We start from the raw sequence: 26,735 nt of genomic DNA on the forward strand, positions 1-26,735 counted from the left end.
AAAAGCAAGGCGCTCAAAGTGCTACCGCACCCACAATTCTTTGCAATATCAATTACTTATTGACATTTCCCTCTCTTCCGATAGGGTTGCCATATCTAATAATTGAAACCGGGCAAGCGGCGTCCAGCAGACACCGCAGTGACCCTCCTAGAAACGAAACGTAGTGCCCAGTCGGGTTCGGTTATGTTGTGGTGTGAGAAGATGTATGCCGAAGCATCAGAATGCGTGAGCACGCCGGAAGAGGCGCAAAGGATCGTACGGGAAGACCGTAAACGCATCTATAAAAACGCAGCTTGCCTCAAGCGGGCTATTCGAGCCGCCTTTGACGCGGGGAACGTCCACAAGACCGCACAAGCAACGCGGACTTTCTTTGGATCAAGGGACGCAAGGATTGCCCACGTTCTGAAAGTTCGCCCCGACCTCGACATTCAAACCGCAAGCCAGATCGCAGAACGGGTCAATCCGCTTCGCAAGGATTGGCCTGAAATCAAATGGTATCGACATGCCAAGCCGAACGGCGGCTGGCGTCCGGTTTGCATGTTCAGCATCGCCCATCAAGCGACCCTCAAAATGATAGCTGAAGTTTTGGCCGCACAATGGAACCGGCCAACAAACCTCTATGGCGCTGCTTCTGCCGATCCTGAAGACGACAACCATGGTCGGGACGCTGCGGCGCATCGCGTGAATGATCTATTGGCGCAAGGCTTCGTGAATGTCGGCACGGCTGACTTGAAGAACGCCTTCGGTAGCGTTGACCCGAATGCGCTCTATGCGCCGGCTTCAAAACTCCCAATGCAAAACGCAGTTATCCGAGGCGCGATAGATACCCGGAACCAGCGTTTCAAAGAAGTTCCTCCACCCGAGAAGAAATCCATCCAGAACAAACATGTTGGGATCAACGATCCCGGCGAAGAACATATCTGGACGGAATATACACTCGGGTTGTGGGATCAAGACGGGACCAGCAACAGCGAGGATAATCCGATATCGGATGCGGATCATTCACGCTTCGTGTGGCCCCCGGCAGAGCAAACCCGATCCAGCACGGACAGAAACACCGGAGACCAGAGTGTCCACAGCCGGTGTATCCAAAGACATGATCCAAACAGCCACGCTGCCAAAGAACTGCTCAACCACGTCCCCACGGGGCGGGAGGGTGCGGACGCGCATTCTCCGGGCATATCAGAGGGACCGTATCATTCCTCCGATCCTGCTCTTGGTTCCCCCACTGTTCCTATAGATGATATGACCATCAACAGCGAACGCTGCCCCTATGGCTTAGCTCAGGGCAGCGCTACGTCGCCGATTATCTTTGCGATGCTTTTAGGAGAGCTTCCGAACGCAACAGATGACGCCCGGTTTCTGGTTTGTCACGATGATATCATCGTGCTGGCCCGCACACCGGAAGCGCGTAGCAGCATGATCAATACTCTGAGAGATTACTTCGCCAATCATTGCCCGGCAGGTTCGCTCACGATGGAAAACAAACTTATCACTGAAAACGGCCCGTTTGAATGGCTTGGGTACGCCTTCAATCCAGCACAGGTTTCGAGTGAAACGCGTGGGATCGGCGTTGGTGATCGTTCTTACAACCGCCTTGTGGGCCGACTAAACCGGGCTGAAGCACAAGACATCGCCGATCTTGAGAAATACGGACGCAACATGGCCAGTGGTCGCCCTTGCGGCTTTCCACTGAGAACGTGGCACGCTCTGCGACAATGGCGCGGGGGGTGTGGCGCGGTCCATCCACAACACGAAGACCTGATGGAACTCATAGACTTCACCGGGTCCGGCTGGGTCGCCTCAAGATACGCAAAAGCATTCCGCAACCCTGACGTTATTTCGATGCAAGAGGCGCTATTCGCGACCAACAATCACACCGGCGGCACGTCCCAGCAGACAAGACTGAGATTGCGTCGGGTATTGCGCGACTTCCCCTTGAGACATCGCTAAGACCGTGAGTTACAACCAGTTGCACATGGGGCGATTGGACAGTTGCAACTCAGTTGCAATTTTTTATTTCGTAAAATCAATTAGTTACTAATTTTCGTCGCCTCACACCTGCTTTGGAAGGCCCATTTTCGAGATCATCTACAGCTTGCTAACGGGCCGCCGCAGCTTCTTCGGCAGTAGCGAAGTATCCGACGAAGACCTGCTTTCGCCACGCGGTGCGGCGAGGTCCGTTGAGTGGTTCTCATTAATGGGCAGGCGGTCGTCCTGCGCAAAGGACGCCGCAATCACTTCGTCCGGCGATGTGACATGGTAAGGCCCCCGCGCATCGCCAGTTTGGATACTTGCGCCACCAGGCAGCAGATGTATCCATTCGGGCACATCGCTGTCGCCAGACACCGTTGGCAGGCTCTGCGATGCGCACAGGCTCACCTCATGGGCGGTTTGGGCGGCGCAAAGCGCAATGATGAATGGCAGATGGCTCATGATGAGCCGAAGATGATGCTAACGCGGCATCCTAAATACCCGCAACGGTTTGTGGAGAAACTGCATGCCCAAAGGTCTTTCTGTCTGCTATCGCCCTCGCTGCAACCGTCATTTATTAGCTATGAGTCCTGACCCTAGGCAGCGCGACGGCTTTCGAGCCACGTTTCGATCTCTGCTTGGTCCCAGCGCGTACACCGGGCGCTGATACGGATGGGTTTGGGAAAGTCAGGAATGGTGCGCGCCCATTCCCACCAAGTGCTCTCGGCAACACCTGTCATCTCAGCGCCTTGTCTGGCGCTCATCAGAGTACGACCCATCTGCCGTGGGAGTGCATTTTCAGATTGGGTCCGGCCTGCTGCCATCGCTTTTTCCTATCAGTTTGGGGCCAGTTGTGGCCGATGAGGTCTGATAGGGTAGGTTTAATCGCTAAGATTGCTTGCCGTCGGCAGACAGAAACGGAAGTAAAGTGCAACGAGTTGCACGTGCGGTCAGCACTAGGGAGCTTCGATAAACGCTCTTCGGTATCTATCCGCATACCCGTTCTCAATTGGATAGTCTTGGTACTCTGGGTGCGAGAGCCGATTACGTACCCATTCCCGTGGGGGTGTGCCGGTCCCGTCAGAGTTTTGATCCCATGCCTCGCGTAGAAGCCGCAACTGCCGATGGAATGCCTTTTCATATGCGGTGCTCGGCGGCACATGCGGCTCGTGTGGCCCGCTTCCCAGCACGTACCTAAATTCTGCTGCCATTCCTTCAGCAATCTTGCTTGGATAATCACCATGATAGAAGAGTTCCTTGAACCGAAACCGCCGTTGAAACTCGGACGTGACCTTGGCACGTTCAAGTGCTGTCTCACGGATGCGCCATTTCCGGGTGAGGAGCGGCAAGAACCTTCGGTCCAGTAGGGCGCCCGCCCTTCGATAAGTCATCGCTTCGTCATATGTCCTCATTGCAACGGGTTGCACATCCGGTTTGCGGGGTGTCCATAGAACGTCTTCGAGTGACGGCAGGTCGTTGTCGCCGAGTTTGTGAAGATGTTGCGTGGATTTACGCCATGAGTTGCCGACCCAAACACTTATGGGCGGGCTGTCTTTATCCTGCGGCCAGAGAAAGCCTTCCAGTGCATAGAATGCCAAACCGGCTTTAATCTGCCGGATCATCACTTCATACTCTGGTGTGTTCTTGTTCGGCCACTGATCAGTCTGTTGTCCTACCAACTGCAAATGGGAGGGGAACGCGACGTCGATCTCATTTCGGATGGCACCATCAAGGGCACCGAGCGTGTGATAGCTAGGTTGCTTAGGCTGCCTCATACTCCCGATCCTGCCTCGAAGCTGATGATATTCTCGTTGCAACGAGTTGCATCTGCGCAGGTACAAAAATCAGCCCATGCCTGCATGAGAGGGCGGCGCTTGTCAGTCATCTGTCCTCGGCGATACGCGGCTTCCACATCGCTGGCGACTTTGTGGGCCAAGGCCATTTCAGCCAGATCGCCCGGAAAGCCCGTGCGCTCGCCTACCCAATCCCTGAAGGTGCTCCGCAAGCCGTGAGGCACCGCTGGACGGCCAGAAACGCGGTCTACGAAGCCGTCGCCGTTGGCCTTTTCGTCGGCTTGATGAAGCCGCTTCATAGCCGCACTGAGCGTCATGTCAGACAGCTGGCCGCCTCGTGGGGCAGGGAAGACGTATTCGCTGTCGGCGAACCTTGGAACCTGCTTCAGCAACTCTACCGCTGCCGTCGATAGCGGAACCCGATGCTCGCGGCTCATCTTCATTCTGCTGGCCGGAATAATCCAAACCGCATTGTCGAGGTCAATTTCCTCCCAGAGTGCTCCACGCACCTCCTGAGATCGTGAGGCCGTCAATAGGGCAAACTCCAGTGCGTATCGGCCCATTCCGTCCATCTGCCGCAGAAGGTTGAGCCAGTTTGGCACATCATCAATCTGCAAGGCCGGGTGATTGGTCTCTTTGGCAATCTTGCTAGGTGCGGGCAAAAGCTCCTTTAGGTTTCCTGCCCACCGTGCTGGGTTGTCGCCTGTCCGGTGGCCTGAAACTGTTGCCCAGCTCAGAACGGCTTCGATACGACCGCGTACACGAGACGCAGTTTCTGTTTTGGTGTGCCAAATCGGCTGCAAAGCCCGCAACATGTCCTGCACAGTAATGTCCTGCACCAGCATGTTACCCAATGCCGGGATAGCGTAGCTCGTCAGCGTATTCCGCCATTGCTGTCGATGCTTGGGGTTTTCGTACTCATCGAGCTTGGCGTCTAAGTATCGGTCAACGGCGGCTTCAAAAGTCAGGCCCCGCATTTGCTCGGCCAGCAGCGCAGATCGTTGCGCCTTACGTTGTTCCAGTGGGTCAACGCCGGACCTGATCTTTTCCTTGAGTTCGCGGGCACGGTCACGTGCGGCGGCTAAGCTGATCTCGGGAAAGCTGCCTAGGCCAAACTCTTTCCGTTTCCCTCCAACTAGCGTTCTAAGCACCCACGATCTGCCGCCATTTGCTGTTAATTGCATAAGCAAACCGGATACACCGCCCACCGCAACGGTCTGATTTTGTCCAGTTCCGGCGTAGCTCAGTCGCTTTACTTCCAGTGCAGAAAGTTCTTTTGCAATCTTTGGCATGATGTCACCCGTCAACCTACCCGCCAAAAAATAGCACGACCGTACCGGAGCTTCCAGAGCCCAACCGGAGGACAGTTTGTTTTCAATGCGGGTAAAGTACTGAAAAATATGACCCAAATTGGGCAATATCATATCTTCTCAGAGGTTTGTATGGCGGAGAGACAGGGATTCGAACCCTGGGTGGGCTTGCACCCACAACGGTTTTCGAGACCGCCCCGTTCGACCACTCCGGCACCTCTCCGCGGGGGTCGCGCTGTCCTAATGCGCGGATGCGGCACTGGCAAGTCCCAATGCAACCAAGGTGACAATTCCGTCACTGCCCTTGGAAAAGACGTGGTGCCCACATATCACTAGATCAAGAGGATCATTGGAAGGAATTGCGATGCATCGCCTGATCGCGCCCGCCTTTACTGCAACTCTAGCGTTATTTGCTTTGCCCGCATTGGCGCAAGACGATGATGCGTCGAAAATCGATGCTCTCTATGAAGCACTGGCGCTGCCGCAGATGCTTGAGATCATGCGCGAAGAGGGGCTCGATTATGGCGAGACCATCGCGACAGACATGTTCCCGGGCGGTGGTATTGCTCGCTGGAATGATGCCGTGTCTCGAATTTACGACGTCGAGATGATGAATGAAGAGGTACGTGGCGTGTTTGGTGAGGCCCTAGAAGGGGACGATATCGACGCAATGCTGGCCTTTTACAATTCCGAAACGGGCCGCACGATTATTGAGCTTGAGGTCAGCGCGCGACGCGCCTTGCTCGACGACGCGATTGAAGAGGCCAGCAAAGAAAATGCCGCTCTGGCAATGGCGGATGAGACCCCACTTGCCCTGCAGGTGCAGGATTTTGTTGCGGCAAATGACCTTATCGAAGCCAACGTGGTCGGCGCGCTGAACTCGAACTACGCCTTCATGACCGGGTTGATTGATGGTGGCGTCATGCCGCCCGGCATCACGCCCGAGACCGTTTTGCGCGATGTCTGGGCACAGGAGGATGAGATCCGCGCCAACACGTCCGAATGGGTCTACTCCTTTCTGCTGATGGCCTATCAGCCTCTCACAGATGAAGAGATGGATGCCTATATCGAGTTCTCAAAAAGTGATGCGGGTACCGAAATCAACGGCGCTTTGTTTGAGGCGTTTAACGGCATGTTTGACGACATCTCGCGCGCATTGGGGCTGGCGGCATCGCGGTTCATGATCAGTCAGGAGCTGTGAAACCGGTCTTGGCATTCGTTGGCCAAGGCTTATTCTGCCGCCAAAGCCGCTGACGAAAGGACCATCTCTCTTGCTTCGACTAACTGCTGCCGCTGCAGCACTCTTAATCCTTGCCGCATGTGATCAGACCCCGGCGATCACAGGGGACCCGAACCTGCCGCTGGACGATCCGGCGCAAGAGGCGTTGGTGATCAGCGAATGCGCGATCTACTTTGCTGCCGTTCAGAAACTGGAAAGCGAAGGGCGCAGTGCCAATGGTAACCCAACGCGGGATTGCCCGGATGTGGCGCGCGGGCGTCAGGCTGATATCAATCCGCGCGTCAGTGTGCCACCCGTCAGCCCCGGTTATCCCGAAACGCTCTACCAGCGCATGATCGCGCGCGGCATCCCACAGGACCTGGCCGATGACATCGCGAAATCGCAGGCCTTCTGGAACCTCGTGGCGCAGCGCGACTCTGCGGTTGGATCGTTCTAGCACACAGAAGATGTAGCAACATCGGAGCCTCAATATGACCAGCTGGGCCGACTTTGCGATCGTATTTGGTTTGGGTTTGCTGCCGCTGACCGGCGCGTCCGAAAGCAGAACCTTCCGGGGGGCTGATCGCCCCTGGTTTCTGCCAAACAGGATACGGACACCGCTCGGCCTTTCGTTGCTTTTGATCGCCTTCTTGGGCTTTCAATATCAGGACTATCCGCGCCCAGAGGATGCGGATTGGCAGTGGATTGATTTTCTGGGCCAGCTTGGCACGGCCTTTTCGCGGGTCTTCGGGATTGGCTAAGGCGATCCGAACTCAGCCGCCATAAACCATCAACGCCACGACCAGCGCGCCGGGATTGACGGCATAAAGGCCGAGATCTGATTGCAGCTGGATGATGCGGGCAGGGCGGTCAGCCGCGGGGATCCCGGCGGCATCCATCGCCTCGGTCAGCACCGGACCGCCACCTGCATTGATATCGGCGATAATTGCGTCAAAGTTGCTTTTGACGATGACTTCCACGCGTCCGCGCCGCTCATTATAGGCCGCATTGCCGATAGCCGTACTGACGCCCGAGACCGGCAGCAGCAACGGATTGCCCAGATGATTGGCCTCTTGCGAGCAGGCGGCGAGCGTGAACGCAGCGGCATAGATAAGTCGCATGGGTGTTCCACCTTCTTTTAGCTTGACTTGCAGCGATATTGCTCACATAAGCCGCCATCTCAGCAACCCGTTTGCTGAATGATTGCGAAAACTCGCCCAAGGGCGCGCTGTCCACAGGTACCAAACACCGGACCGATCCGGGGCCTAAGAGACGCGGAAAATGAGGAAAATAGCATGTTTGCGGTTCTGAAAACCGGCGGCAAGCAGTATAAAGTTGCTTCAGGCGACGTTCTGCGTGTCGAAAAGCTGGCAGCACAAGCTGGCGACAAAGTCCAATTCAACGACATTCTGATGGTCGGCAACACAGTCGGCACGCCCTTCGTCGAAGGTGCCGGTGTCCAGGCGGACGTGATCGACCAGATCAAGGGCGAAAAGACCATCAACTTCGTCAAGCGTCGCCGCAAGCACAGCTCGCAGCGCAAGAAAGGTCATCGCCAGCAACTCACATTGGTGCGGATTGCCGACATCCTTGAAAAAGGTGCGGACAAATCCGGTGTGATGGCGGCGGTGTCTGGTGCTGGTGTTGTCGCAGCCCCAGCTGCGAAGCCTGCCAAGAAGGCGGCACCAAAGAAAGAGGCTGAGGCGCCCAAAGCCGAGGCTCCAAAGGCCGAAAAGCCAAAGGCAGAGAAGAAAGCAGCCCCTGCAAAAGCAGAAGGCGCTGACGATCTGAAAAAGCTGTCCGGTGTCGGCCCCGCTTTGGAGAAAAAGCTGCATGACGCAGGCGTGACCACATTCGCCCAGATTGCAGCATGGACCGAAGCCGATGTAGCTGCTATGGACGAGAAACTGTCATTCAAAGGCCGGATCGAGCGTGAAGGCTGGATCGACCAGGCCAAAGAACTGGCCAAGGGCTAAGGAGAGTAACCGATGGCACATAAAAAAGCAGGCGGTTCATCCCGTAACGGGCGCGACTCAGCCGGTCGCCGCCTTGGTGTGAAGAAATTCGGTGGCGAAGCTGTCATTCCAGGTAACATCATCCTGCGTCAGCGCGGCACAAAGATGTGGCCAGGCTCCGGCGTGGGCATGGGCAAGGACCATACGATCTTTGCAACTGCCGAGGGCGCCGTGAAGTTTCACAAAGGCCTCAAAGGTCGCACCTTTATTTCGGTTCTCCCGGTGGCGGAGGCCGCTGAATAAGCCGAAAAGCTCAAGAACAAACATTTGAGGGGATCGGTGCAAACCGGTCCCCTTTTTTATTCATAGTTTCGCCACCATCTGTGACTAGGGAAGAGGCGAAGTCGGTAAGTGGGTTTCGAGGAGGGAACGCAATGAGACATGAGGATATCACCGTGCAGGACACGATCGAGGCAGCGCGCTTTATTCTGCGTCCATGCCGCAAGTCCGATGCGGGTCTTATTGCGATGTATGCAGGCGATGACCGTGTGGCCCGTGGCACCCGTGCCATGCCGCACCCATTGCCGCCCGGTGCTGTCGAGGCGATGATCGAACGCGCGAGCCAGCCTGACCGGACAGAGGATGTTTGGGTCATCGACGGCTCTGGTCACGGCCATGCTGAAGCCTTGGGTCTGATCAGCCTTGAGCGGATGGACCGCGCGCAATCGGAGATCTTCTATTGGATTGCACCGGCCTTCTGGAACACCGGTTTCGCGACAGAAGCCGTGCGCACCCTGATCGCAGCCAACCCGCACAAGGCCGAACGCATCTTTGCCGAGGCGTTTCAGGACAACCCAAGCTCGGCGCGTGTGCTGACAAATTGCGGGTTCGACTATCTTGGTGATGCAGAGGCGTTTTCCGTCTCGCGCAATGCCACGGTGCCAACCTGGACCTATACGCTCAAAACGGGGTCATGACCGTCCCGACATTGCGGACGGAGCGGCTCCTTTTGCGCGGATTGGTGCAAGAGGACGCTCCGGTCGTGGCCGCAGAGCTGAACAATTACGAGATCAGCAAATGGCTGACTGTCGTGCCGTATCCGTACACGCTTGCGGATGCGGAATGGTTTATCGGTGAGAACCTGGCAGGCCGCATGCTTGCCCGGATCATCTGGCATGGCGAGGTCTTTGTTGGCGTCATGAGCCTCGACAAGGAACTCGGCTATTGGCTGGCGCAGGACGCCTGGGGGCAGGGTTATGCGACCGAGGCTGCTGATGCAGTGGTCGGCCACCATTTCGCGTCCAATGACGTGGATGCCATCGGCTCCAGCCACTTCGTCGAAAACAAAGCGTCCCGCAACGTGCTGACAAAGCTTGGTTTTGTCGATATCGGCCCGCATGTCCATTTCTCGAAGGCCCGCGACGCAGAAGTGCCGGGGCGGAGCATGGAACTCACCCGCGCCCGGTGGGAGGCACAGCAAGGTGCCTGATCTGACCTATCGCAACATCCGTTCGGATGATTTCGACGATCTGCACACGATGGTGTCGCACTGGTCCGTCACCCGCCAACTCGGCGGCTGGCCTTGGCCCGCTGACGCAGATTTCACGCGCAGTCGCTGCAAACCCTACGAGGGCGACGGTTTTGTCTGGGCTGTCTGTCTGGATGATCACCTGATCGGCTCAATCGGCGTCACAAACGGCGATCTCGGCTACATGCTGAACCCCGCCCATCACGGGCAGGGGATCATGCGCCATGCCGCTCGGACGGCTGTGGATCATGCGTTTCAGACGACTGATCGGGATCACTTGACCGGATCAACCTGGTACGACAATCCCACCTCCGCCCGCCTGCTCGAACGCTTGGGTTTTGTCCACTGGCAGACGACTTACATCCGCAGCAAGGCCCGGGGCTTTCCTGTGTTGGTCCATCATCGTCGGCTGGCCCGTGTCGATTGGGAGAGGCCTTGAGAGCATGTTCTGTCAATGGTCTTAAGTGGTGAATTCAATGTCGTAGTGACCGCGCAAACCATTTCTTTGGAACATATTGGTTCAACGGAGAGCAGCAAACATTTCAAACTTAAGACCTCGTTGCCCGAATTGTTGAGAGCCGTTGTGGTGCGTGTCCCCGGATTCGAACCGGGACTTCTCGGATTTTAAGTCCGATGCCTCTACCAGTTGGGCTAGACACGCGGAGTTATGGTGTCAGACCCGGGACTCGAACCCGGAACAAGTACGCCCTCAACGTACTGCGTCTACCGATTGCGCCAGTCTGACTAGTGTTTGGTACGGGTGGTGGGATTCGAACCCACACTGTCCTGATCCTGAATCAGGCGCCTCCTGCCAGTTGGGCTACACCCGCATGGTGGTTTGGTGGGACGGGCTGGATTCGAACCAGCACAGCTTTTACACGAGAGGTTTACAGTCTCCGACCTTCGCCAATAGGAGAGCCGTCCCACAAATCTTAGTGGGTTAGGCGATACTCCAATTGATAAGTCGCGATCTGTTTCATGACGGCGGCTTATATTCAGCAATCCTTTGATGTCAACAGCATTATGCGGGAACTGATATTTGCCGGGTGCCCCGAACGTTTCTGCACGGGTTCGCCCGCGTCCGCTTGAGAACCTGACAACAATCGCGTATCGCACATCGCTGAACAGCCGCGGAAAGCCAGCTTTATGAAATTCCTCGATCTTGCCAAGGTCTATATCCGGTCCGGCGCCGGTGGGGCGGGCTGTATCTCGTTCCGGCGCGAGAAATACATCGAATATGGCGGCCCCGATGGTGGCGATGGCGGCAAGGGCGGCGATGTGGTGGTTGAGGCCGTTGAAGGTCTGAACACGCTCATCGACTTCCGCTACCAGCAACACTTTTTCGCAGGCAATGGCCAGGCCGGCATGGGCAGCCAGCGGACTGGCAAGGACGGCGACGACAAGGTGCTGCGCGTGCCTGTTGGCACCGAAATCATCGACGAGGATGAGGAAACCGTCATCGCCGACCTCACCGAAGTGGGCCAGCGCATCATTATCGCCAAAGGCGGCAATGGTGGCTGGGGCAATCTGCGCTTCAAAACGGCAACCAACCAGGCCCCGCGCCGCGCCAATCCGGGGCAGGAGGCGATTGAACGCACGATCTGGCTGCGCCTGAAACTGATCGCCGATGTGGGCCTGCTCGGCATGCCGAATGCGGGCAAATCGACCTTTCTCGCGGCCACCTCCAATGCCCGGCCCAAAGTCGCCGACTATCCGTTTACGACGCTGATCCCCAACCTTGGCGTGGTGGGCATCGATGACGTCGAATTCGTCGTCGCCGACATCCCCGGCCTGATTGCGGGCGCGTCCGAGGGCAGGGGCCTTGGCGACACCTTCCTCGGCCATGTAGAACGCTGCGCGGTCCTCCTGCACTTGATCGACGGCACCTCCGGCGATCCGGCGGGCGATCTGACCACGATCATCAACGAGCTTGAGGCCTATGGCGGTGCCCTCGCGGAAAAGCCGCGCATCACCGTGCTGAACAAGATCGACACGCTGGACGACGAAGAACGCGCCTTTCTGACCGAAGAGATTGCCGCCGTCGCCGATGGCCCCGTCATGCAGATGTCCGGCGTCAGCCGCGAAGGCATCCCGGATGTGCTGCGCGCCTTGCGCGAAAAGATCGACGAAGACCGCCTGCGCCACCGCAAGGAGGCCGCTGAAGAACAGGACGACGCGCCATGGCAGCCTTAAGCGACGCCAAGCGCCTTGTCGTCAAAATCGGCTCGGCCCTGCTGGTCGATGCTGAAACAGGCAAGCTACGGCAAGACTGGCTGACCTCGCTCGCCAGCGACGTGGCGCGGATCAAGGCGCGGGGGACGGATGTGATCCTCGTTTCCTCTGGCTCCATCGCGCTGGGGCGGGGCGTGTTGGGCCTGCCGCTCACTTCGCTGGCGCTGGAACAATCGCAAGCCGCCGCCGCCGTCGGCCAAATCCAGCTCGCTCGCGCCTACGAAGAGGCGCTGGCCCCGCACGGCATCACCACCGGCCAAGTGCTTGTCACGCTTGAAGATTCGGAGGATCGCCGCCGCTACCTCAACAGCCGCGCAACGATGGAGACGATGCTCGGGCTTGGTGTGACGCCCATCGTCAACGAAAACGACACCATCGCGACGGACGAAATCCGCTATGGCGACAATGACCGGCTCGCGGCGCAAGTCGCGGTGACTGTTGGAGCGGACCAACTCATCCTGTTGTCCGATGTCGACGGCCTCTACACTGCTAATCCAAAGATCAACAGCGCCGCAAAACACATTGACCACGTTGAGAAAATCACTGCAAACATTGAGGCCATGGCAGGCGACGCAGGCTCCGGCCTCTCCAAAGGCGGCATGATTACAAAAATCATCGCGGGCCGGATCGCGACCGAGGCGGGATGTGCGATGGCGATTGCCCTTGGCACCGCGCTCTACCCGTTGGGCAAGCTCGAAAACGGGGCGAAGGCCACATGGTTTGCCGCCCAGACCGACCCGCAGGCGGCGCGTAAGCGCTGGATCGCGTCGATGAAACCGCGCGGCACCATCACGATTGATGCAGGTGCCAAAGATGCGCTGGGGCGCGGCAAAAGCCTCTTGCCCGCCGGGGTCGCCCAGATCCATGGCAGTTTCGGGCGCGGCGATCTGGTGGCGATCATCGACACTGAAGGCGCGCAACTTGGCCAGGGCCTGATCCGCTATACCAGCGCCGAGGCGCGGCAAATCATGGGCCGCCGCACGGCTGACATTGTTGATATTCTGGGCTATGAAGGCCGCGCGGCACTGGTGCACCGCGACGACATGGTGCTTTAGGAGGACGCGATGAACGAGCAAAATACAATCGGCGCGATGATGGCAAAAGTCGGCAGCGATGCCCGTGCAGCTGCCGCGATGTTGGCCACCGTCAGCGCAGAGGCCAAAGCGCGGGCGCTGAATGCCGCCGCGGATGAAGTCTGGGCGCAGCGCGCTACCATCATGGCCGCAAACAAGGACGATCTCGCCTTTGGCGCCGAAAAGGGTCTGTCGCCCGCCATGATGGACCGTCTGATGCTGGACGAGGGCCGCATTCAGGGCATGGTGGACGGCCTGCGCGCCGTCGCTGCACAGACTGACCCTGTTGGGGAGGTTGCCGAGGAATGGACCCAACCGAGCGGCTTGCATATCCAGCGCGTGCGCACGCCGATTGGCGTCATCGGCGTTATCTACGAAAGCCGCCCCAATGTCACTGCCGATGCCGGTGCGCTCTGCCTCAAATCCGGTAACGCCGTGATCCTGCGCGGCGGGTCGGAGAGCTTTCATTCCAGTCAGGCCATCCATGCCTGCCTCGTCACCGGTCTGAAATCCGCGGGTCTGCCCGAGACGTCCATCCAACTGATCCCCACGCGGGACCGCGCTGCCGTGACTGCCATGTTGCAAGCGACTGATCATATCGATGTGATCGTGCCCCGTGGCGGCAAGGGCCTTGTCGGTCTGGTCCAGCGTGAGGCCCGCGTGCCCGTCTTTGCCCATCTCGAAGGCATCTGCCACATCTATGTGGATGGCGATGCGGATCTCGCAAAGGCGAAGGCCGTTGTGCTGAACGCTAAAACCCGGCGCACCGGCATCTGTGGATCAGCCGAAACTTTGCTGGTTGATCGGGCCTTTCACGCCCGCTATGGCGATGTTCTGAGCGAAGCATTGATCGGTGCAGGCGTCGAAGTGCGCAGCGATGGCAGCCTGAAGGGCTCAACACCCGCAAAGGCGGACGATTTCGGCAAGGAATTCCTCGACATGATCATCGCAGCCAAGGTCGTGGATGGCGTCGATGAGGCGATTGACCATATCCGGCACTTCGGCTCCAACCATACCGACGCGATCATCACCGAGAATGACGCCATGGCCGATCAGTTCTTCCGTCAACTCGACAGTGCCATCCTGATGCGCAACGCCTCGACCCAGTTCGCGGATGGCGGCGAGTTCGGCATGGGGGCCGAGATCGGCATCGCTACGGGCAAACTGCATGCACGCGGACCTGTTGGTGCGGTGCAATTGACCAGCTTCAAATACCTGGTCACTGGCGACGGGACGATCCGGCCCTAAAAAACGGCGACCAGCTTGTCGGTGTCCATCGTCAGGCGCAGTTTGCGGCCTGCCTCGGCCATGACACCGGGGATCAGTGCGAATTGCACCTGCGCGGCGGTGTATTCATAGCCAACGACAGGGCGGCTCATCGTGTCCCACAGGGCGCCATCGACGCTCAGTCGTGGCCCTTCGGCGCTGAGCCGCCATTGATCCCCCTCCTGCACCACATGAATGTCGCCACCCATGGGCAGGGCCGCTTCAAAGCACTGCATCAGCAAGAGCGCGCAGCGGACCAGACGCCGCGATTGCTCGCCCTCGACATTCCAGAAATAGGTAAAGCGCCCGCCGCGCGCTGTCGCCGCGAGGATCGACACGATCTCGGCCCGGCTGATCATCTGGTCTTCGCTGGTTGCACCATAGGCGATGCGAAAATACCGAATGCGCGCATTGGCGTTCTGCACGCTTTCATTGATCAGTTGCATTTCAGGGCCGGTATCACCGTCCGTCAGCGACAAAAGCTCGACACCATTGCCGATCGCCCCGATTGGGCTGATAAGGTCATGACAGATACGCGAACCTACAAGGGCGGCAAGATCAGGGCTCATGGCAAAGGCTCCTTTGGTGAAGGAAAAGACATGTCGGACATCAACTCGATCCTCGAACCGGGCATGCTCGTGCGGCATCCCGACCGTGCCGATTGGGGCGTCGGGCAGGTCCAGTCGAATATCGGTGGGAAAATCACCGTGAACTTTCGCGAGGAAGGTAAAGTTGTCATTGATGGATCACGCGTCCTGCTTGTCTTGGTATACAATGATTAAACACAACCCAAAGTAGTTAGTCACCGTTAAATGCTGGATTGGCCATAACAGACCTTGTGGCGCAACGGTTAGCAAATGGTTAATGCCACACAGGAAACGTAAATGCGTGCGCAAATGCAGATGACAGAGACAAAGACGGCAGCGCTTTTTCAGGTTGAACTTGCGAAAACTGCCGATGATCTGCGCAAGATCCAGCGTTTGCGGTACGATGTGTTTGTTGCCGAACTGGGTGGAACAGGCCCGCATGTCGATCATGCGGCGAGGCTGGAGCGTGATCGCTTTGACGACCATGCCAAGCACCTGATGCTGCGCGACCTGACGCGGCCGTCGGGGCAGGATGTGGTCGGGGTTTACCGGTTGCTGACCCAGGCCGGAGCTGCGACGGCAGGGCAATTCTATTGTGAGAGTGAATACAATCTCAGCGTGCTCAGATCCGGCGGTAAGCGGTTGTTGGAACTGGGCCGATCCTGCTTGCACCGAGATTATCGTGGCGGCCCGGGGCTCATGCATCTTTGGGGGGCGTTATCTGATTATGTCGGCGCGCATCAGATTGAGGTTTTGTTCGGTGTGGCCTCATTCCATGGCACGGACCTAGACAGGGTGGCGGCACAACTCAGCCTGCTCTACCACCACTACCGCGCGCCCGAGGCTTCGCGAACGCACGCTATTGGACCGACAGCGCAGAGGATGGATCTGATCCCGCGCGATGCGATTGACCGGGTTGCGGCGATGCGCGACATGCCTGCATTGATCAAGGCTTACTTGCGTCTCGGTGGCATGGTCGGTGATGGTGCGTTCATCGATCATGCGTTCAACACGATTGACGTCTGTCTGATCCTGCCCACAGATGCGGTTCCTGCTCCGCGGCTTGCGCGTCTGGCGAAGGGAAAGCTGCATCGTGGCTGAGACGTGGTATGGTGGCGACGCTCCGCACTCGGCGCCGCTTGGATTGACGGGCTGGCTGCGTGTCATAGCTCGCGCTATCCCATTGGGTTTGCTGGTTTTTGGCGGACTTCTCGTGCTTTTGGCGATCCGCCTTATTGAGCGGCCGCTTTGCGGCGTAAGACGCCCTGTGACACCGCATATCACCCAAGTCGTCTGCCGCTTGGCGTTCATTCTCTTGGGCATCCGGTACAGCGTGATAGGCACACCCATGGCAGGCCCCGGCGCCGCGGTGGCCAACCACTCGTCGTGGCTGGATATCTTTGCGCTGAACGCGCGCAAGCGGGTCTATTTCGTCTCCAAATCCGAAGTGGCGGGCTGGCCCGGCGTCGGCTGGCTCGCCCGAGCGACCGGCACCGTCTTCATCCGCCGTGACCGGCGTGAGGCAGCATCCCAGATCAGCATCTTTCGCGAAAGGCTCGCCGCAGGTCACAAGCTGCTTTTCTTCCCCGAAGGCACCTCCACCGATGGCCAGCAGGTGCTGCCTTTCAAGCCCACGCTCTTTGCCGCCTTCTTTGATGACGCATTGCGCGACACGCTCCAGATCCAGCCTGTCACCGTCAACTACACAGCCCCGTCAGGCGCGGACCCCCGGTTTTATGGCTGGTGGGGCGACATGGATTTCGGCCCGCACCTCCTCAGCACCCTCGGCGCACCGCGCCAGGGTACCGTGACCGTGACCTACCACGCACCGGTTAAGGTCAGCGATTTCGAAGATCGCAAAGCGCTCGCTAAAGCAACAGAAGAGGCGGTGCGGGATGGTCTAGAGCGCGTCAACAAATGACGCCCCAGCGTGCGACAACAATGCCGCTATGACGGGCACCAATATCGCCAACGCGCTATCGACAATCTTAACCACCGATTGTGGTTTTCCTTCGCTTCCTGCGTCTGGGTTCGGTTGATCCGCAATACGCGCATATAGCGCCAGCATCACGGGTAAGTAGAACGTCAGAACAATAAGCGAGAATGACGTCGCCCAAAATAGCGCCAAACCGTTCTGTAGTGACCGATACGCTGTCAAATCTGCGCCATCCAAAAACGGAACGGGCCAACCACTCCAGCCATAAATGCATAAGGTCGCGGCGGTAAAAAGGGTCGATGAAACATATAAGTAGAGCCTTGGTCCGCGAAAAATGTCGCGGCCTGGATGCCGCGAAACCTCTGCGTCGGTAAGCATCACGGCGCGACAGCAACCCAGGGCCGACGCGACAAGCCCAACAATTGTGACAAAGGTGGTGAGGTTCAGATAAGTCCCTAAACCGCTCGGGGGAAGGGCGGGGCGGTATTCACCGAAGACACAGCTTTGGGGCTGATTCAGTACAACATGGCAGTGGTTCATCACTTCGACAAACAAGCCCGTGCCTAGGTTTTGGAAGTTCCGGTTTTCGCCCGCAATACTGCCAAACCAAGTGCTCGCGTAAATGGCAAAACCCACATAGAAAAGAAAGAACGCCAGATCCATCCGCGCATGCTTTGGTCCGAGATCTTGCGCGGTGCTGCGGCGTAGAAGTCCAGAGATGCCCACTTTCGCTAAAATGTCACGCATTAAAAGGCCCACCGCGCCAACAGCCACCCAAAATAAGAAGACAACAGCTGCTTGAAGCGTGTAACGCGTCGCATTTTCATAATAGGCACTGGAGTCGTCGAACTTGGGTGCCAAGCCGGAAATCACTGGATTATTCAGCCGAAATGTCAGCAACTCTATCGCCGCGTAGAAGAATAGCGGCGTCATCGCTAGACCATACATTTGCAATCGGCTGGTCATTTGAAAATCTCTTGGTTTTCAATACCAAATACACACTGCATTAAGGCAGGGCGACGCGTCAACTGCAGTGGCTTTAGGCCATGGCTTTCGACATCTCAAGCAACGCCGCTGCAGCATCATCAGCGCCCCAAATCTCCTGACCGATCCCAAAGAAATCGGTATGCGGGGCGAGCGTGCGGATCAGGCCCTGATCAAGCGCGCCTTCAGCCACCACCGGCACTTCGATCATCATCGACCACCATTCAAAAAGCTCCAGTTCCGCCTGACGCCCATCACCCAGCGCGGTGACACCAACTGGTCCAAAGCTCACATAATCCGCGCCTAATTCCCCCGCCGTCATCCCGTCATGGCGTGAATTGGCGCAATAGCTGCCGACAATCGCATCCTCACCCAGATCCTTGCGGACCTGCCGGACCGAACGCGCGCCGTCGGGCAGATGCACTCCGTCAAGGCCCAGCCTTTCGACCATCAGGATATGGCTGTCGATCACAAGCGGGACGTCGCGCGCATGGGTCACCTCGCGCAATGCGTCAGCGGCTTTGACGATGCGGGCGTCATCCTTGGTTCCCAGTGCCAGTCGCACGCAGGCGACCGGGACCTGATCAAGACAGGCGGCCAGTTGCGATGGAAACCGCGACAGATCAAATTCCGAAGGGGTGATCAGGTAAATCTGCGGCGTGTCCTGGTCGTCCGACATGGGCGTGTCTTTCGTATTTCTTCTTTGGTGAAAGGGTTCTAGCGGGGATCACGCGGCTTGGCCATGGGGTGCTTGCCTCTGCGCGGGGCGCGGCGTATCAGGCCGCGACCGTCAGATGAGAATGCCGATGACCAGCCCCGACCCACAACCAGCCTTTGTCCTGATCCGCCCGCAAATGGGCGAAAACATCGGTGCCGCCGCGCGGGGCATGTGGAATTTCGGGCTCGACCGGATGCGCATCATCGCGCCCCGCGATGGCTGGCCCAACCAAAAGGCGGTGGCGATGGCCAGCGGGGCCGGGCGGCTCCTCGACGAGGCGCAAATCTTTGATGATACACAAGCGGCCATTGCCGATTGCGACTATGTCTACGCGACGACCGCGCGCCCGCGCGGGTTGACCAAGCCGGTGCTGACGCCAGAGGTCGCGATGGCAGAGGCGCGCGCGATGATCGCCGAGGGTCGCAAAGTCGCGGTCATGTTCGGCCCCGAACGCTCTGGCATGGAAAACGACGATATCGCGCGGGCGAATGCGATCATCTCCGTGCCGGTAAACCCGGATTTCCCCTCACTGAACCTCGCCCAATGCGTGTTGCTGACTGGTTACGAGTGGCGCCGCGCATCGGTGCCCGCACAGCCGGCCCATATGGATGCGGCGGGCGATTGGGCCGAACAGATCGAGATCGAAAAGCTCAGCCAGCATTATGAGGAGACGCTCGATCAGGCGGGCTTCTTCTTCCCCGACCACAAGGCCGCCAATATGAAGACGAACCTGCGCAATCTCTGGTCCCGCATGCCGCTGACCCGCGCCGATGTGCAGGTGTTGCATGGGATCATGCGGCAGATGGTGCGTTGGAAAGATCGAGGCTAGCGCGCCCGTTCCGCGTCACCCTGACGCTTGCAGGTCCGGCCTGGCGCGCATAGGTTCCGCGCGACAAAGATGAAGGTTCGCAATGGCCACCAAACGCAGCATTTTCGAAGAGGTTGGCGACACCCCCAAACAGACCGCCGCACCGGGCGCGATTGATGCCAAATCCAGCAGTGCGCGGCGGGGCATCAGGCTCTGGCTGATGGCGCTTTTTGGTCTCGTGGTCGTGATGATCGTCGTCGGTGGCCTAACGCGCCTGACCGATAGCGGATTGTCGATCACTGAGTGGAAACCTGTCACCGGCGCGCTGCCCCCGATGTCCGCCGTTGAATGGGATGCCGAGTTCGAAAAGTACCGCGCCATCCCCGAATATCATTTGCAAAACAAAGGGATGACGCTGGCCGAGTTCAAGGTCATCTATTGGTGGGAATGGGGCCACCGGCAGCTTGGGCGCTTTATCGGCCTCGTCTGGGCGGTCGGGCTTGTGGGTTTTCTGGCAGTCCGAAAAGTCCCTACGGGCTGGACGCCAAAGCTGCTGTTGCTCGGTGCCCTTGGCGGTCTGCAGGGCTTCATCGGCTGGTGGATGGTCGCCTCTGGTCTGGAGGAGGGGATGATGGATGTCGCCTCGTACCGGCTCGCCACCCATCTGGGCCTCGCCTTCGTGATTTTCGGCTTCATTGCCTGGTACGTTTACCAGTTGGGACGCAGCCAAAGCGACCTCTTACAAGCGCGGCGCAACGGCGATGTCGGGCTTGCGCGCCTCGGTTCTATCCTGATCGCTGTCACCTTCCTGCAAATCCTACTCGGCGCGCTTGTCGCCGGCATTGACGCAGGCCGCGCATACCCCGATTGGCCACTAATGGCCGGCGGCTTCCTTCCGCCGCAACCCTTTGATTTGCAACCCATTTGGCGGAACTTCTTTGAGGATGACGGGCTGGTGCAATTCATGCACCGCATGGCCGGATATCTCTTGTTCCTCGTCGCCATCGGCGTTTGGCTGCGCGCTCGGAAGTCAGCGAATGGACAGACCCGCTTTGCGTTTAACGCGATGATGGCAATGATGTTTTTGCAGATGATCATCGGGATCGTCACGGTGATCTATTCCGCGCCGTGGCAGATCGCCATCGTGCATCAGCTCGGTGCGGTGATCCTCTGGGCGCTGGTCCTGCGCGCCCGCTTCCTTGCGCAATATCCCATTCCGCAATCCATCCGAGGCACGTAAATGACCGCATATCAAGAGCTTATGGCGTTCCAACGCGAGACAGAGGCACTGGGACAGATCGCAGGCCGCCTCGGCTGGGATCAGGAAACGATGATGCCGGAGGGCGCAACGCCCCAACGGGCCGAGGAACATGCGGCGATGGCCCATGTGCTGCATGCCCGCCGCATTGACCCCCAGGTGGGTGAGTGGCTCGCCAAGGCCGAGCCTGAGGATGACATTGCGCGCGCTAACCTGCGGGAAATCAAGCGCGATTTTGAACGCACCTCTAAGGTGCCCGCACGGCTGGCGGCGGAACTGGCAAAGACCACCTCGCTCGCCCATCGGGTTTGGGCGCAGGCGCGGGCGGATGAGGATGTGGCGGCCTTTCTCCCGATGCTGCAAAAGGTGCTCGATCTGCGCAAGGAAGAGGCGGCAGCGATTGCGGGCGACACTGACCCTTACGATGCGTTGCTTGAGAATTACGAACCGGGTGCGACAGGGACCAGCCTTGCCGCGATGTTCGATGCGCTGCGCCCAAGGCTTGTGAGTCTGCGCGCCGCGATCCTGGAAAAGCCTGCACCCGCGTCGCTGTCGGGGACATTTGATGAGGCGGGCCAGCTTGCGATTTCCGAGAAGCTGGCGCTGGCCTTCGGCTACAGCCTCACGAATGGCCGGATCGACAAGGCGGTGCATCCGTTCTCATCCGGTTCGGGTCTGGATGTGCGGATCACAACGCGGACCGCGCCGGAGGATCCGTTCAACTGCTTCTATTCGACGGTGCATGAGGTCGGCCATGCCGCCTACGAGCAAGGCATTGATCACACACACCTTTTAACCCCTCTGGGCCGTGGCGTGTCGATGGGCGTGCATGAAAGCCAAAGCCGGATTTACGAGAACCAATTGGCGCGGAGCCGGGCTTTCACGGGCTGGCTCTACGGTCAGATGCGCGACACATTCGGCGATTTCGGGATTGCGGATGAGGATGCGTTTTATGCCACCGTTAACCGGGTGCATGACGGGTTTATCCGGACTGAGGCCGATGAGGTGCAGTACAACCTGCACGTGCTGCTGCGCTTTGATCTGGAGCGTGCGCTGATGGCCGGCGATCTGCAGGTGAGCGATCTTGAGGCTGCTTGGAACGATCGGTTTAAGGCCGATTTCGGCTATGCCGTCGACAAACCATCAAACGGTGTTCTGCAGGATGTGCATTGGTCAGAGGGGCTCTTTGGCTACTTCCCGACCTACACGCTGGGCAATGTCTATGCGGGCTGTCTGCATGGCGCGTTGCGCAAGGCAGTGCCCGATCTGGACGCGGACCTCGCCAAGGGTGACACGTCTGCGGCCACGGGCTGGTTACGCGAGAACCTGCAGCAATTTGGCGGGCTGCGGATGCCGGTTGAGACGATCATCCATGCGACAGGTGCGGAGCCCAGTGAGGCGCCGTTGCTGGATTACCTCGAAGCCAAGTTCGGCGAGATTTATGGGCTCTAAGTTTAAAAGACGTTACCAATCGGGGTCGCGTTTTTCGAGGAATGCGTTGATCCCTTCATTGGTGTTGGCGTCCAGCATGTTCTGCACCATGACTTCGCCCGTATAGGCGTATGCGTCCGCAGTGGTCAACTGGGCCTGCTCATAGAAGGCCTGCTTGCCGATTTTCACCGCACTGGGCAGCTTGCCCGCAATGGCCTGCGCCAGTTCCGTCGTTTCTCGCGCCAGGGCGTCAGCATGAACTGCGCGGTTGATCAGACCAAGTTCTTGCGCCTCGCGGGCGTTGATGAAACGGCCAGTTGTCAGCATCTCGAAAGCCGCCTTGCGGTGGATGTTGCGGGTCAGCGCCACCATGGGGGTGGAGCAAAACAGCCCGATATTCACCCCGTTGACACCAAAACGCGTATCATCGGAGGCCACGGCCAGATCACACGTCGCGACCAGCTGACAGCCGGCGGCAGTTGCGATCCCGTGCACCTGCGCGATCACCGGCTGCGGCATCTTCTGGATCGTTTGCATCATCACGGCACAGCGGTCGAAAAGATCCTTGAAATAGGCCGAACCACCATCTTTCGCCTGTCTGCCGTTCTGCATCTCTTTCAGATCATGACCCGCACAGAAGGCCTTGCCCGCGCCTTTCAGAATGACGACGCGCACCGTTGGATCATCGGCAATCGCGTCAAATGTGGTTTGTAATGCTGCCAGCATCGCGTCCGACAGTGCGTTCAGCCGATCAGGGGCGTTCAGTGTCAGGGTTGCGATCGACGCTGCGTCATTGCGGGCAAGGATTGTCATGGGCGCTCTTCTCTGCTGATTTGACTTGAACGTAGGGGGGAGCGGCTGACAATGGAACCAAAGATGGACATCCGCGCACTGCAGGCGTTCGTCTCACACGAATTTCCGCAACTGGGCGATGATTTTATCATCGAAGAGCTAACCGAGGCGGGTGTTCGGGTGCGGCTTCAAGTGGCGCAGCGGCATTTGCGGCCCGGTGGCACAGTTTCGGGGCCGTCCATGTTCGCGCTGGCTGATGTGGGGATGTATCTGGCCATTCTTGCGCGGATCGGCCCGGTCGCGCTGGCTGTCACCACCAATTGCGCCATCGATTTCATGCGCAAACCTGCGGCGAGTGCTGACATGATCTGCGAGACACGTCTTCTGAAATTGGGCCGGGTTTTGGCGGTAGGCGATGCGATGCTTTATAGCGAAGGCGTGGCCCAGCCTGTGGCACGGGCGTCGCTGACCTATTCGATCCCGCCGAAATGAAAAAGGGGCCGGAATGCTCCGGCCCAGTCAGGAAGAAGGCAGGAGGGGATTAATCCTGCCAGAACGGTTTGGACGCCTCTGCTTGGGCAGTGGAGTGATCCAGACCGATATCGCGGAGCAGATGTGGGCCGAGCCGTTTGAGCGCGCGGCGGCTTTTGCGGCGCATGTCCCACTTCACAACCACCACCGCCAGACGCACTGCAAGACCGGCGACGACGGGAAGGGTCGCCTGGGCGTTCAGAACCTGGATTTGCGCGGGGTGGAGCGCGTGTGACATCGGACTACTCCTCAAATTGTATTGACACAATGTAGCGGTATGCTACAGTATATTGATACAAAAGCAGCGGCTACGGGTCTATGAAATGATTGTATCGGGTACAAAATGGGAAGATGATCTGCAGCGCGCCGGGAAATCGAAGTACAAAGCGCTCGCCAAGGCCATTCGCGAAGGCATTGTGTCAGGTCAAATGCCCGCCGGGCATAAGTTGCCGCCGGTCCGCGATCTGGCGTTTCAGGTGGGCATGACGCCGGGCACTGTGGCGCGCGCCTATAAGCTCTTGATTGATGAAGGGCGGCTTGAGGCCGGGGTGGGCCGCGGTACCTTTGTGGCAGGCGGGCAGCGCGCACCACAGCCGGTCGTGCCAGGCACGCCGGTCATGCATGATCCGGTTTATGAAATGCATGCCCGCGCCCATCTGCTCAGCCCGAAAATGCCGGAAATGGGGCAGGCCGCACTGATCCGGGACGCGATGCATGCTGTCGCAACAGAAACAGACGCCGAGGCGTTGCTGGGCTATCCCAGCCGCGACAGTGACGTGCCCGCGCGGTTGGCATTTGCCAAAACGCTCAGCCCCGATCAGGTTGGGGTCTTCACATTGGATGATGTGGTCACGTCACATGGCGGCCAAAACGGGATCATCATGATCTTGCAAAGCCTGTTGCGCGGCCCCAACCCGCTGGTTGCGGTTGATGAGCTCAGCTATGGCGGCTTCCGTTCTGCCGCGCTGGTCAGCCGCGCGGCGCTTGTTGGCATCCCGTGGGACGATCAGGGGCCGCGACCGGATGCCCTTGCCATGGCGATCAAGGAAAAGGGGATACAGGTCTTTTGCACCTCGGCAGAGGTTTGCAACCCGACCGTGCTGTCAACATCTGCGACGCGCCGGCAAGAGATTGCACGGGTGGCGGAACGCTATGGCGTGCATGTGCTGGATGATGATTGCTACCGGCTGATGGGAACGGCCTATACAGGCCCGAGCTATCGGATGCTGTTGCCCGAACTGGGCTGGTATGTGACGTCGCCTTCGAAATCCATCACGGCGGCATTGCGGATCGGCTTCGCAATTGCGCCAAACGGCTGGGCCGGGGCGCTGATGCGCACGGCGACCTTTGGGTCATTTGGCGTCAGTCGGTTGGTGACGGATGTCTATGCGCATATCATGGCGCAACCGATGCTGGATCAGGTGACGGGGCAGATCAGGGCGCGGATCAGGCAGGATATCCGCGCTGCGGTCAATGTGCTGGGCCGTTACCGGATGAACTGGTCAGAGGACGTGCCGTTCTTCTGGCTCGACCTCCCGGGCGGATGGCGGGCGGGCGAGTTCTGTCAGGCCGCCGAAGCCGCGGGCGTTCTGGTGAAATCGGCCGAGGACTTTTCCCTGCGCGACGGCAGGTCCGTTCATTCGGTCCGGGTTGCGGTGAATGGACGTGTGCCGCATAGCCGTTTTCTGGATGCGTTGCAGGTCCTGCGTGATTTGCTGGATAACCCACCAGAAAGACTGGCTGTGTAATGGGGTAAAATAATACCTAAATTGTAAAGCATTGTTTTTGCTTAATTTATCACGGCATGTTGCGCTTGACTGTATCTTGCGCCCCTTTATAACGCCGCAATCCGAATGAATGCGGCCCGGTGCCGCCCCAACGATATTGGTGAGACATGAAAACCTTTACCGCAACTCCGGCGGATATCGACAAGAAATGGATCCTGATCGACGCCGAGGGCGTGGTTCTGGGCCGTCTTGCCTCGATCATCGCTATGCGCTTGCGCGGCAAGCACAAGCCATCCTTCACGCCGCACATGGATATGGGCGACAACGTGATCGTCATCAACGCTGAAAAGGTCCAGATGACCGGCAACAAGCGTGATGAGAAATACTACTGGCACACCGGCCATCCTGGCGGGATCAAGTCGAAGACCAAGGCGGAAATCCTGGAAGGCGCGCATCCTGAGCGTGTCGTGATGAAAGCCGTTCAGCGCATGCTGCCCGGCGGCAAGCTGAGCCGTCAGCAAATGACGCATCTGCGCGTCTTTGCAGGTGCCGAACATGGCATGGACGCCCAGAAGCCCGAAGTGCTCGACGTCAAATCCATGAACAAGAAAAACACGAGGAGCGCATAATGGCCGATCAAGTGAACTCGCTCGAAGAGCTCGGCCAGGTTGCCGAAGGTGTTGAGGCTATCGAAGCTGTTGTTGAGACTGCCACACCGCGCGAGCCCGTCCGTGATGAGCTGGGCCGCTCTTACGCAACCGGCAAGCGGAAGGACGCGGTGGCCCGTGTCTGGATCAAGCCTGGCTCCGGTAAGGTGACCGTGAACGGCAAGGACATGAACGCTTACTTCGCGCGTCCTGTGCTGCAGATGATCCTCGCGCAGCCTTTCACCGTTGCTGGCGTAACCGGTCAGTTTGACGTGGTGGCCACGGTCAAAGGCGGCGGCCTCTCCGGTCAGGCCGGTGCGGTGAAGCACGGTGTGTCTAAGGCGCTGCAGCTTTATGATCCATCGCTGCGTCCCGCGCTGAAAGCTGCAGGCTTCCTGACCCGCGACAGCCGCGTGGTGGAGCGGAAGAAATACGGTAAGGCGAAAGCGCGCAAGAGCTTCCAGTTCTCCAAGCGTTAAGTGCCGACCGAGAAACAACCCGCAAAATCAAACGTCCACTTTCAAAGAGTGGGCGTTTCGTATTTGTAGATTATTCATCTGGCTGATTTACGATGTCAGCTATTTGGGCGGTTTGAGCCCCTTTCGTGGTGCCCAGTAGTTGGTAAGTAACTACAGGACGCAATTGGCCGGACAAATTTGTTAAGGCTTGGTCGTCGTTACCGACGGTCAGTGGTTTGGATACTCTTGACTACAAAATTGGACACAATTGATGAGCGTGCCCCACAATCAAAAGCTGACATTGGCTTAGGCTGCGTCGAATGAGATCGGAGAGTCCATATCGGAAGTGTCGGATTAATGCTGCGCGTACGCGCAGCGGGACGATCGCTGCATCGGCATTCACATAAGTGTTGCCACGTGGCTGAAGGGATAATCGTTCTTTCGTCGAGCAGCGCTTCTCAGCAATCGAATTCGCAGTTCGGGGGCTACATTGACGCTTTTTCACTCA

At 58.4% G+C, this 26,735-nt stretch carries 31 protein-coding genes, 5 tRNA genes and 1 pseudogene; 22 read left to right on the forward strand and 15 right to left on the reverse strand.

Going from position 1 to position 26,735, the window contains the following annotated elements; genetic code table 11:
* Positions 1–201: 201 nt before the first annotated feature.
* On the forward strand, positions 202–1,953 hold the full coding sequence (locus SLH49_RS11570; protein WP_320269300.1) for a hypothetical protein: 1,752 nt from the start codon (positions 202–204) through the stop codon (positions 1,951–1,953).
* A gap of 138 nt (positions 1,954–2,091) precedes the next feature.
* Here the strand turns inward: SLH49_RS11570 and SLH49_RS11575 are convergent, their stop codons facing one another.
* From SLH49_RS11575 to SLH49_RS11595, 5 genes are all read right to left on the reverse strand, one after another.
* Positions 2,092–2,436 (reverse strand): hypothetical protein, encoded by a 345-nt coding sequence (locus SLH49_RS11575; protein WP_320269301.1) that lies wholly within the window; start codon positions 2,434–2,436, stop codon positions 2,092–2,094.
* A gap of 134 nt (positions 2,437–2,570) precedes the next feature.
* Positions 2,571–2,738: a helix-turn-helix transcriptional regulator gene (locus SLH49_RS11580; protein ID WP_320269302.1), complete on the reverse strand. Its 168-nt coding sequence runs from the start codon at positions 2,736–2,738 to the stop codon at positions 2,571–2,573.
* Between the two features lie 192 nt (positions 2,739–2,930).
* Positions 2,931–3,749, reverse strand: coding sequence for a hypothetical protein (locus tag SLH49_RS11585; RefSeq protein ID WP_320269303.1), 819 nt, complete (start codon positions 3,747–3,749; stop codon positions 2,931–2,933).
* Positions 3,746–5,191 (reverse strand): tyrosine-type recombinase/integrase, encoded by a 1,446-nt coding sequence (locus SLH49_RS11590; protein WP_320269304.1) that lies wholly within the window; start codon positions 5,189–5,191, stop codon positions 3,746–3,748. The genes SLH49_RS11585 and SLH49_RS11590 overlap by 4 nt, the downstream gene beginning before the upstream one ends.
* A 19-nt stretch (positions 5,192–5,210) precedes the next feature.
* A tRNA-Ser gene (locus tag SLH49_RS11595) sits at positions 5,211–5,300 on the reverse strand.
* A 141-nt stretch (positions 5,301–5,441) separates the two neighbouring features.
* Between SLH49_RS11595 and SLH49_RS11600 the strand changes: the two genes are divergently transcribed.
* The 3 genes from SLH49_RS11600 to SLH49_RS11610 all read left to right on the forward strand — a co-directional run bounded on the left by SLH49_RS11600 (position 5,442) and on the right by SLH49_RS11610 (position 7,057).
* Positions 5,442–6,278, forward strand: a complete 837-nt coding sequence (locus SLH49_RS11600) for a DUF2059 domain-containing protein (protein WP_320269305.1) — start codon at positions 5,442–5,444, stop codon at positions 6,276–6,278.
* A 70-nt stretch (positions 6,279–6,348) separates the two neighbouring features.
* A complete protein-coding gene (locus SLH49_RS11605; RefSeq protein WP_320269306.1) occupies positions 6,349–6,753 on the forward strand; it encodes a hypothetical protein in 405 nt (134 codons plus the stop codon).
* A gap of 34 nt (positions 6,754–6,787) precedes the next feature.
* Entirely contained in the window at positions 6,788–7,057 is a 270-nt protein-coding gene (locus SLH49_RS11610) for a hypothetical protein (RefSeq protein WP_320269307.1), read from the forward strand.
* Between the two features lie 12 nt (positions 7,058–7,069).
* Here the strand turns inward: SLH49_RS11610 and SLH49_RS11615 are convergent, their stop codons facing one another.
* Positions 7,070–7,417, reverse strand: coding sequence for a hypothetical protein (locus SLH49_RS11615; RefSeq protein ID WP_320269308.1), 348 nt, complete (start codon positions 7,415–7,417; stop codon positions 7,070–7,072).
* Between the two features lie 174 nt (positions 7,418–7,591).
* Here SLH49_RS11615 and SLH49_RS11620 point away from each other — a divergent pair, with 174 nt between their 5' ends.
* From SLH49_RS11620 to SLH49_RS11640, 5 genes are all read left to right on the forward strand, one after another.
* Entirely contained in the window at positions 7,592–8,272 is a 681-nt protein-coding gene (locus SLH49_RS11620; protein WP_320269309.1) for a 50S ribosomal protein L21, read from the forward strand.
* Positions 8,273–8,284: 12 nt separating this feature from the next.
* Positions 8,285–8,554: a 50S ribosomal protein L27 gene (rpmA, locus tag SLH49_RS11625; RefSeq protein ID WP_320269310.1), complete on the forward strand. Its 270-nt coding sequence runs from the start codon at positions 8,285–8,287 to the stop codon at positions 8,552–8,554.
* Between the two features lie 131 nt (positions 8,555–8,685).
* Positions 8,686–9,228, forward strand: coding sequence for a GNAT family N-acetyltransferase (locus SLH49_RS11630; protein WP_320269311.1), 543 nt, complete (start codon positions 8,686–8,688; stop codon positions 9,226–9,228).
* A complete protein-coding gene (locus SLH49_RS11635) occupies positions 9,225–9,740 on the forward strand; it encodes a GNAT family N-acetyltransferase (protein WP_320269312.1) in 516 nt (171 codons plus the stop codon). Before SLH49_RS11630 ends, SLH49_RS11635 begins: the two co-directional genes overlap by 4 nt.
* The gene (locus tag SLH49_RS11640; RefSeq protein ID WP_320269313.1) at positions 9,733–10,218 is read left to right on the forward strand and encodes a GNAT family N-acetyltransferase; all 486 of its coding nucleotides are present in this window, start codon (positions 9,733–9,735) and stop codon (positions 10,216–10,218) included. Before SLH49_RS11635 ends, SLH49_RS11640 begins: the two co-directional genes overlap by 8 nt.
* Before the next feature lie 145 nt (positions 10,219–10,363).
* On the opposite strand, the gene SLH49_RS11645 is transcribed toward SLH49_RS11640, so the two are convergent.
* The 4 genes from SLH49_RS11645 to SLH49_RS11660 form a co-directional block, all read right to left on the reverse strand.
* Positions 10,364–10,440: transfer RNA gene (locus tag SLH49_RS11645), tRNA-Leu, on the reverse strand.
* A gap of 7 nt (positions 10,441–10,447) precedes the next feature.
* Positions 10,448–10,524 (reverse strand) — tRNA-Leu (locus SLH49_RS11650).
* A 7-nt stretch (positions 10,525–10,531) separates the two neighbouring features.
* Positions 10,532–10,609: transfer RNA gene (locus SLH49_RS11655), tRNA-Leu, on the reverse strand.
* Between the two features lie 9 nt (positions 10,610–10,618).
* Positions 10,619–10,704, reverse strand: a tRNA-Tyr gene (locus tag SLH49_RS11660).
* A gap of 221 nt (positions 10,705–10,925) precedes the next feature.
* Between SLH49_RS11660 and obgE the strand changes: the two genes are divergently transcribed.
* The 3 genes from obgE to SLH49_RS11675 are packed head-to-tail and all read left to right on the forward strand — an operon-like array spanning position 10,926 to position 14,332.
* Positions 10,926–11,972, forward strand: coding sequence for a GTPase ObgE (obgE, locus tag SLH49_RS11665; RefSeq protein ID WP_320269314.1), 1,047 nt, complete (start codon positions 10,926–10,928; stop codon positions 11,970–11,972).
* Entirely contained in the window at positions 11,960–13,066 is a 1,107-nt protein-coding gene (gene proB, locus SLH49_RS11670) for a glutamate 5-kinase (protein WP_320269315.1), read from the forward strand. Before obgE ends, proB begins: the two co-directional genes overlap by 13 nt.
* 9 nt (positions 13,067–13,075) lie before the next feature.
* The gene (locus tag SLH49_RS11675) at positions 13,076–14,332 is read left to right on the forward strand and encodes a glutamate-5-semialdehyde dehydrogenase (protein ID WP_320269316.1); all 1,257 of its coding nucleotides are present in this window, start codon (positions 13,076–13,078) and stop codon (positions 14,330–14,332) included.
* On the opposite strand, the gene SLH49_RS11680 is transcribed toward SLH49_RS11675, so the two are convergent.
* Entirely contained in the window at positions 14,329–14,919 is a 591-nt protein-coding gene (locus SLH49_RS11680) for a histidine phosphotransferase family protein (RefSeq protein WP_320269317.1), read from the reverse strand. The genes SLH49_RS11675 and SLH49_RS11680 overlap by 4 nt on opposite strands.
* Before the next feature lie 30 nt (positions 14,920–14,949).
* Here SLH49_RS11680 and SLH49_RS11685 point away from each other — a divergent pair, with 30 nt between their 5' ends.
* The 3 genes from SLH49_RS11685 (at position 14,950) to SLH49_RS11695 (ending at position 16,858) form a co-directional block, all read left to right on the forward strand.
* Complete coding sequence (locus tag SLH49_RS11685; protein ID WP_320269318.1) at positions 14,950–15,132, forward strand: DUF3553 domain-containing protein; 183 nt, start codon at positions 14,950–14,952, stop codon at positions 15,130–15,132.
* Between the two features lie 102 nt (positions 15,133–15,234).
* On the forward strand, positions 15,235–16,038 hold the full coding sequence (locus SLH49_RS11690) for a GNAT family N-acetyltransferase (RefSeq protein ID WP_320269319.1): 804 nt from the start codon (positions 15,235–15,237) through the stop codon (positions 16,036–16,038).
* Positions 16,031–16,858: a lysophospholipid acyltransferase family protein gene (locus SLH49_RS11695; protein ID WP_320269320.1), complete on the forward strand. Its 828-nt coding sequence runs from the start codon at positions 16,031–16,033 to the stop codon at positions 16,856–16,858. The genes SLH49_RS11690 and SLH49_RS11695 overlap by 8 nt, the downstream gene beginning before the upstream one ends.
* Here SLH49_RS11695 and SLH49_RS11700 read toward each other — a convergent pair.
* A complete protein-coding gene (locus SLH49_RS11700) occupies positions 16,838–17,839 on the reverse strand; it encodes a hypothetical protein (RefSeq protein ID WP_320269321.1) in 1,002 nt (333 codons plus the stop codon). The two genes, SLH49_RS11695 and SLH49_RS11700, sit on opposite strands and share 21 nt — an antisense overlap.
* Before the next feature lie 73 nt (positions 17,840–17,912).
* Positions 17,913–18,536, reverse strand: a complete 624-nt coding sequence (locus SLH49_RS11705; protein ID WP_320269322.1) for a thiamine phosphate synthase — start codon at positions 18,534–18,536, stop codon at positions 17,913–17,915.
* Between the two features lie 127 nt (positions 18,537–18,663).
* Between SLH49_RS11705 and SLH49_RS11710 the strand changes: the two genes are divergently transcribed.
* The 3 genes from SLH49_RS11710 to SLH49_RS11720 all read left to right on the forward strand — a co-directional run bounded on the left by SLH49_RS11710 (position 18,664) and on the right by SLH49_RS11720 (position 22,093).
* Positions 18,664–19,404 carry an RNA methyltransferase gene (locus tag SLH49_RS11710; protein WP_320269323.1) on the forward strand — a complete coding sequence of 247 codons (741 nt, stop codon included), beginning with the start codon at positions 18,664–18,666 and terminating at the stop codon, positions 19,402–19,404.
* A gap of 82 nt (positions 19,405–19,486) precedes the next feature.
* On the forward strand, positions 19,487–20,623 hold the full coding sequence (gene ctaA / locus SLH49_RS11715) for a heme A synthase (RefSeq protein ID WP_320269324.1): 1,137 nt from the start codon (positions 19,487–19,489) through the stop codon (positions 20,621–20,623).
* A complete protein-coding gene (locus SLH49_RS11720) occupies positions 20,624–22,093 on the forward strand; it encodes a carboxypeptidase M32 (protein WP_320269325.1) in 1,470 nt (489 codons plus the stop codon).
* 12 nt (positions 22,094–22,105) lie between these two features.
* On the opposite strand, the pseudogene SLH49_RS11725 reads toward SLH49_RS11720, so the two are convergent.
* Positions 22,106–22,894: pseudogene (locus tag SLH49_RS11725) on the reverse strand (enoyl-CoA hydratase); the annotation flags it as partial.
* A 42-nt stretch (positions 22,895–22,936) separates the two neighbouring features.
* On the opposite strand from SLH49_RS11725, the gene SLH49_RS11730 reads away from it, so the two are divergent.
* Positions 22,937–23,356 (forward strand): PaaI family thioesterase, encoded by a 420-nt coding sequence (locus tag SLH49_RS11730; protein WP_320269326.1) that lies wholly within the window; start codon positions 22,937–22,939, stop codon positions 23,354–23,356.
* Between the two features lie 49 nt (positions 23,357–23,405).
* On the opposite strand, the gene SLH49_RS11735 is transcribed toward SLH49_RS11730, so the two are convergent.
* Positions 23,406–23,633, reverse strand: a complete 228-nt coding sequence (locus SLH49_RS11735; protein WP_320269327.1) for a DUF1127 domain-containing protein — start codon at positions 23,631–23,633, stop codon at positions 23,406–23,408.
* An 85-nt stretch (positions 23,634–23,718) separates the two neighbouring features.
* Here SLH49_RS11735 and SLH49_RS11740 point away from each other — a divergent pair, with 85 nt between their 5' ends.
* The 3 genes from SLH49_RS11740 (at position 23,719) to rpsI (ending at position 26,248) form a co-directional block, all read left to right on the forward strand.
* The gene (locus SLH49_RS11740; RefSeq protein ID WP_320269328.1) at positions 23,719–25,143 is read left to right on the forward strand and encodes a PLP-dependent aminotransferase family protein; all 1,425 of its coding nucleotides are present in this window, start codon (positions 23,719–23,721) and stop codon (positions 25,141–25,143) included.
* A gap of 146 nt (positions 25,144–25,289) precedes the next feature.
* On the forward strand, positions 25,290–25,751 hold the full coding sequence (gene rplM / locus SLH49_RS11745) for a 50S ribosomal protein L13 (protein ID WP_320240271.1): 462 nt from the start codon (positions 25,290–25,292) through the stop codon (positions 25,749–25,751).
* Entirely contained in the window at positions 25,751–26,248 is a 498-nt protein-coding gene (rpsI, locus tag SLH49_RS11750) for a 30S ribosomal protein S9 (RefSeq protein WP_320269329.1), read from the forward strand. Before rplM ends, rpsI begins: the two co-directional genes overlap by 1 nt.
* The last annotated feature ends 487 nt before the right edge of the window (positions 26,249–26,735 follow it).

This window comes from Cognatiyoonia sp. IB215446 (assembly GCF_033963825.1).
In the GTDB taxonomy this organism is placed as follows: domain Bacteria; phylum Pseudomonadota; class Alphaproteobacteria; order Rhodobacterales; family Rhodobacteraceae; genus Yoonia.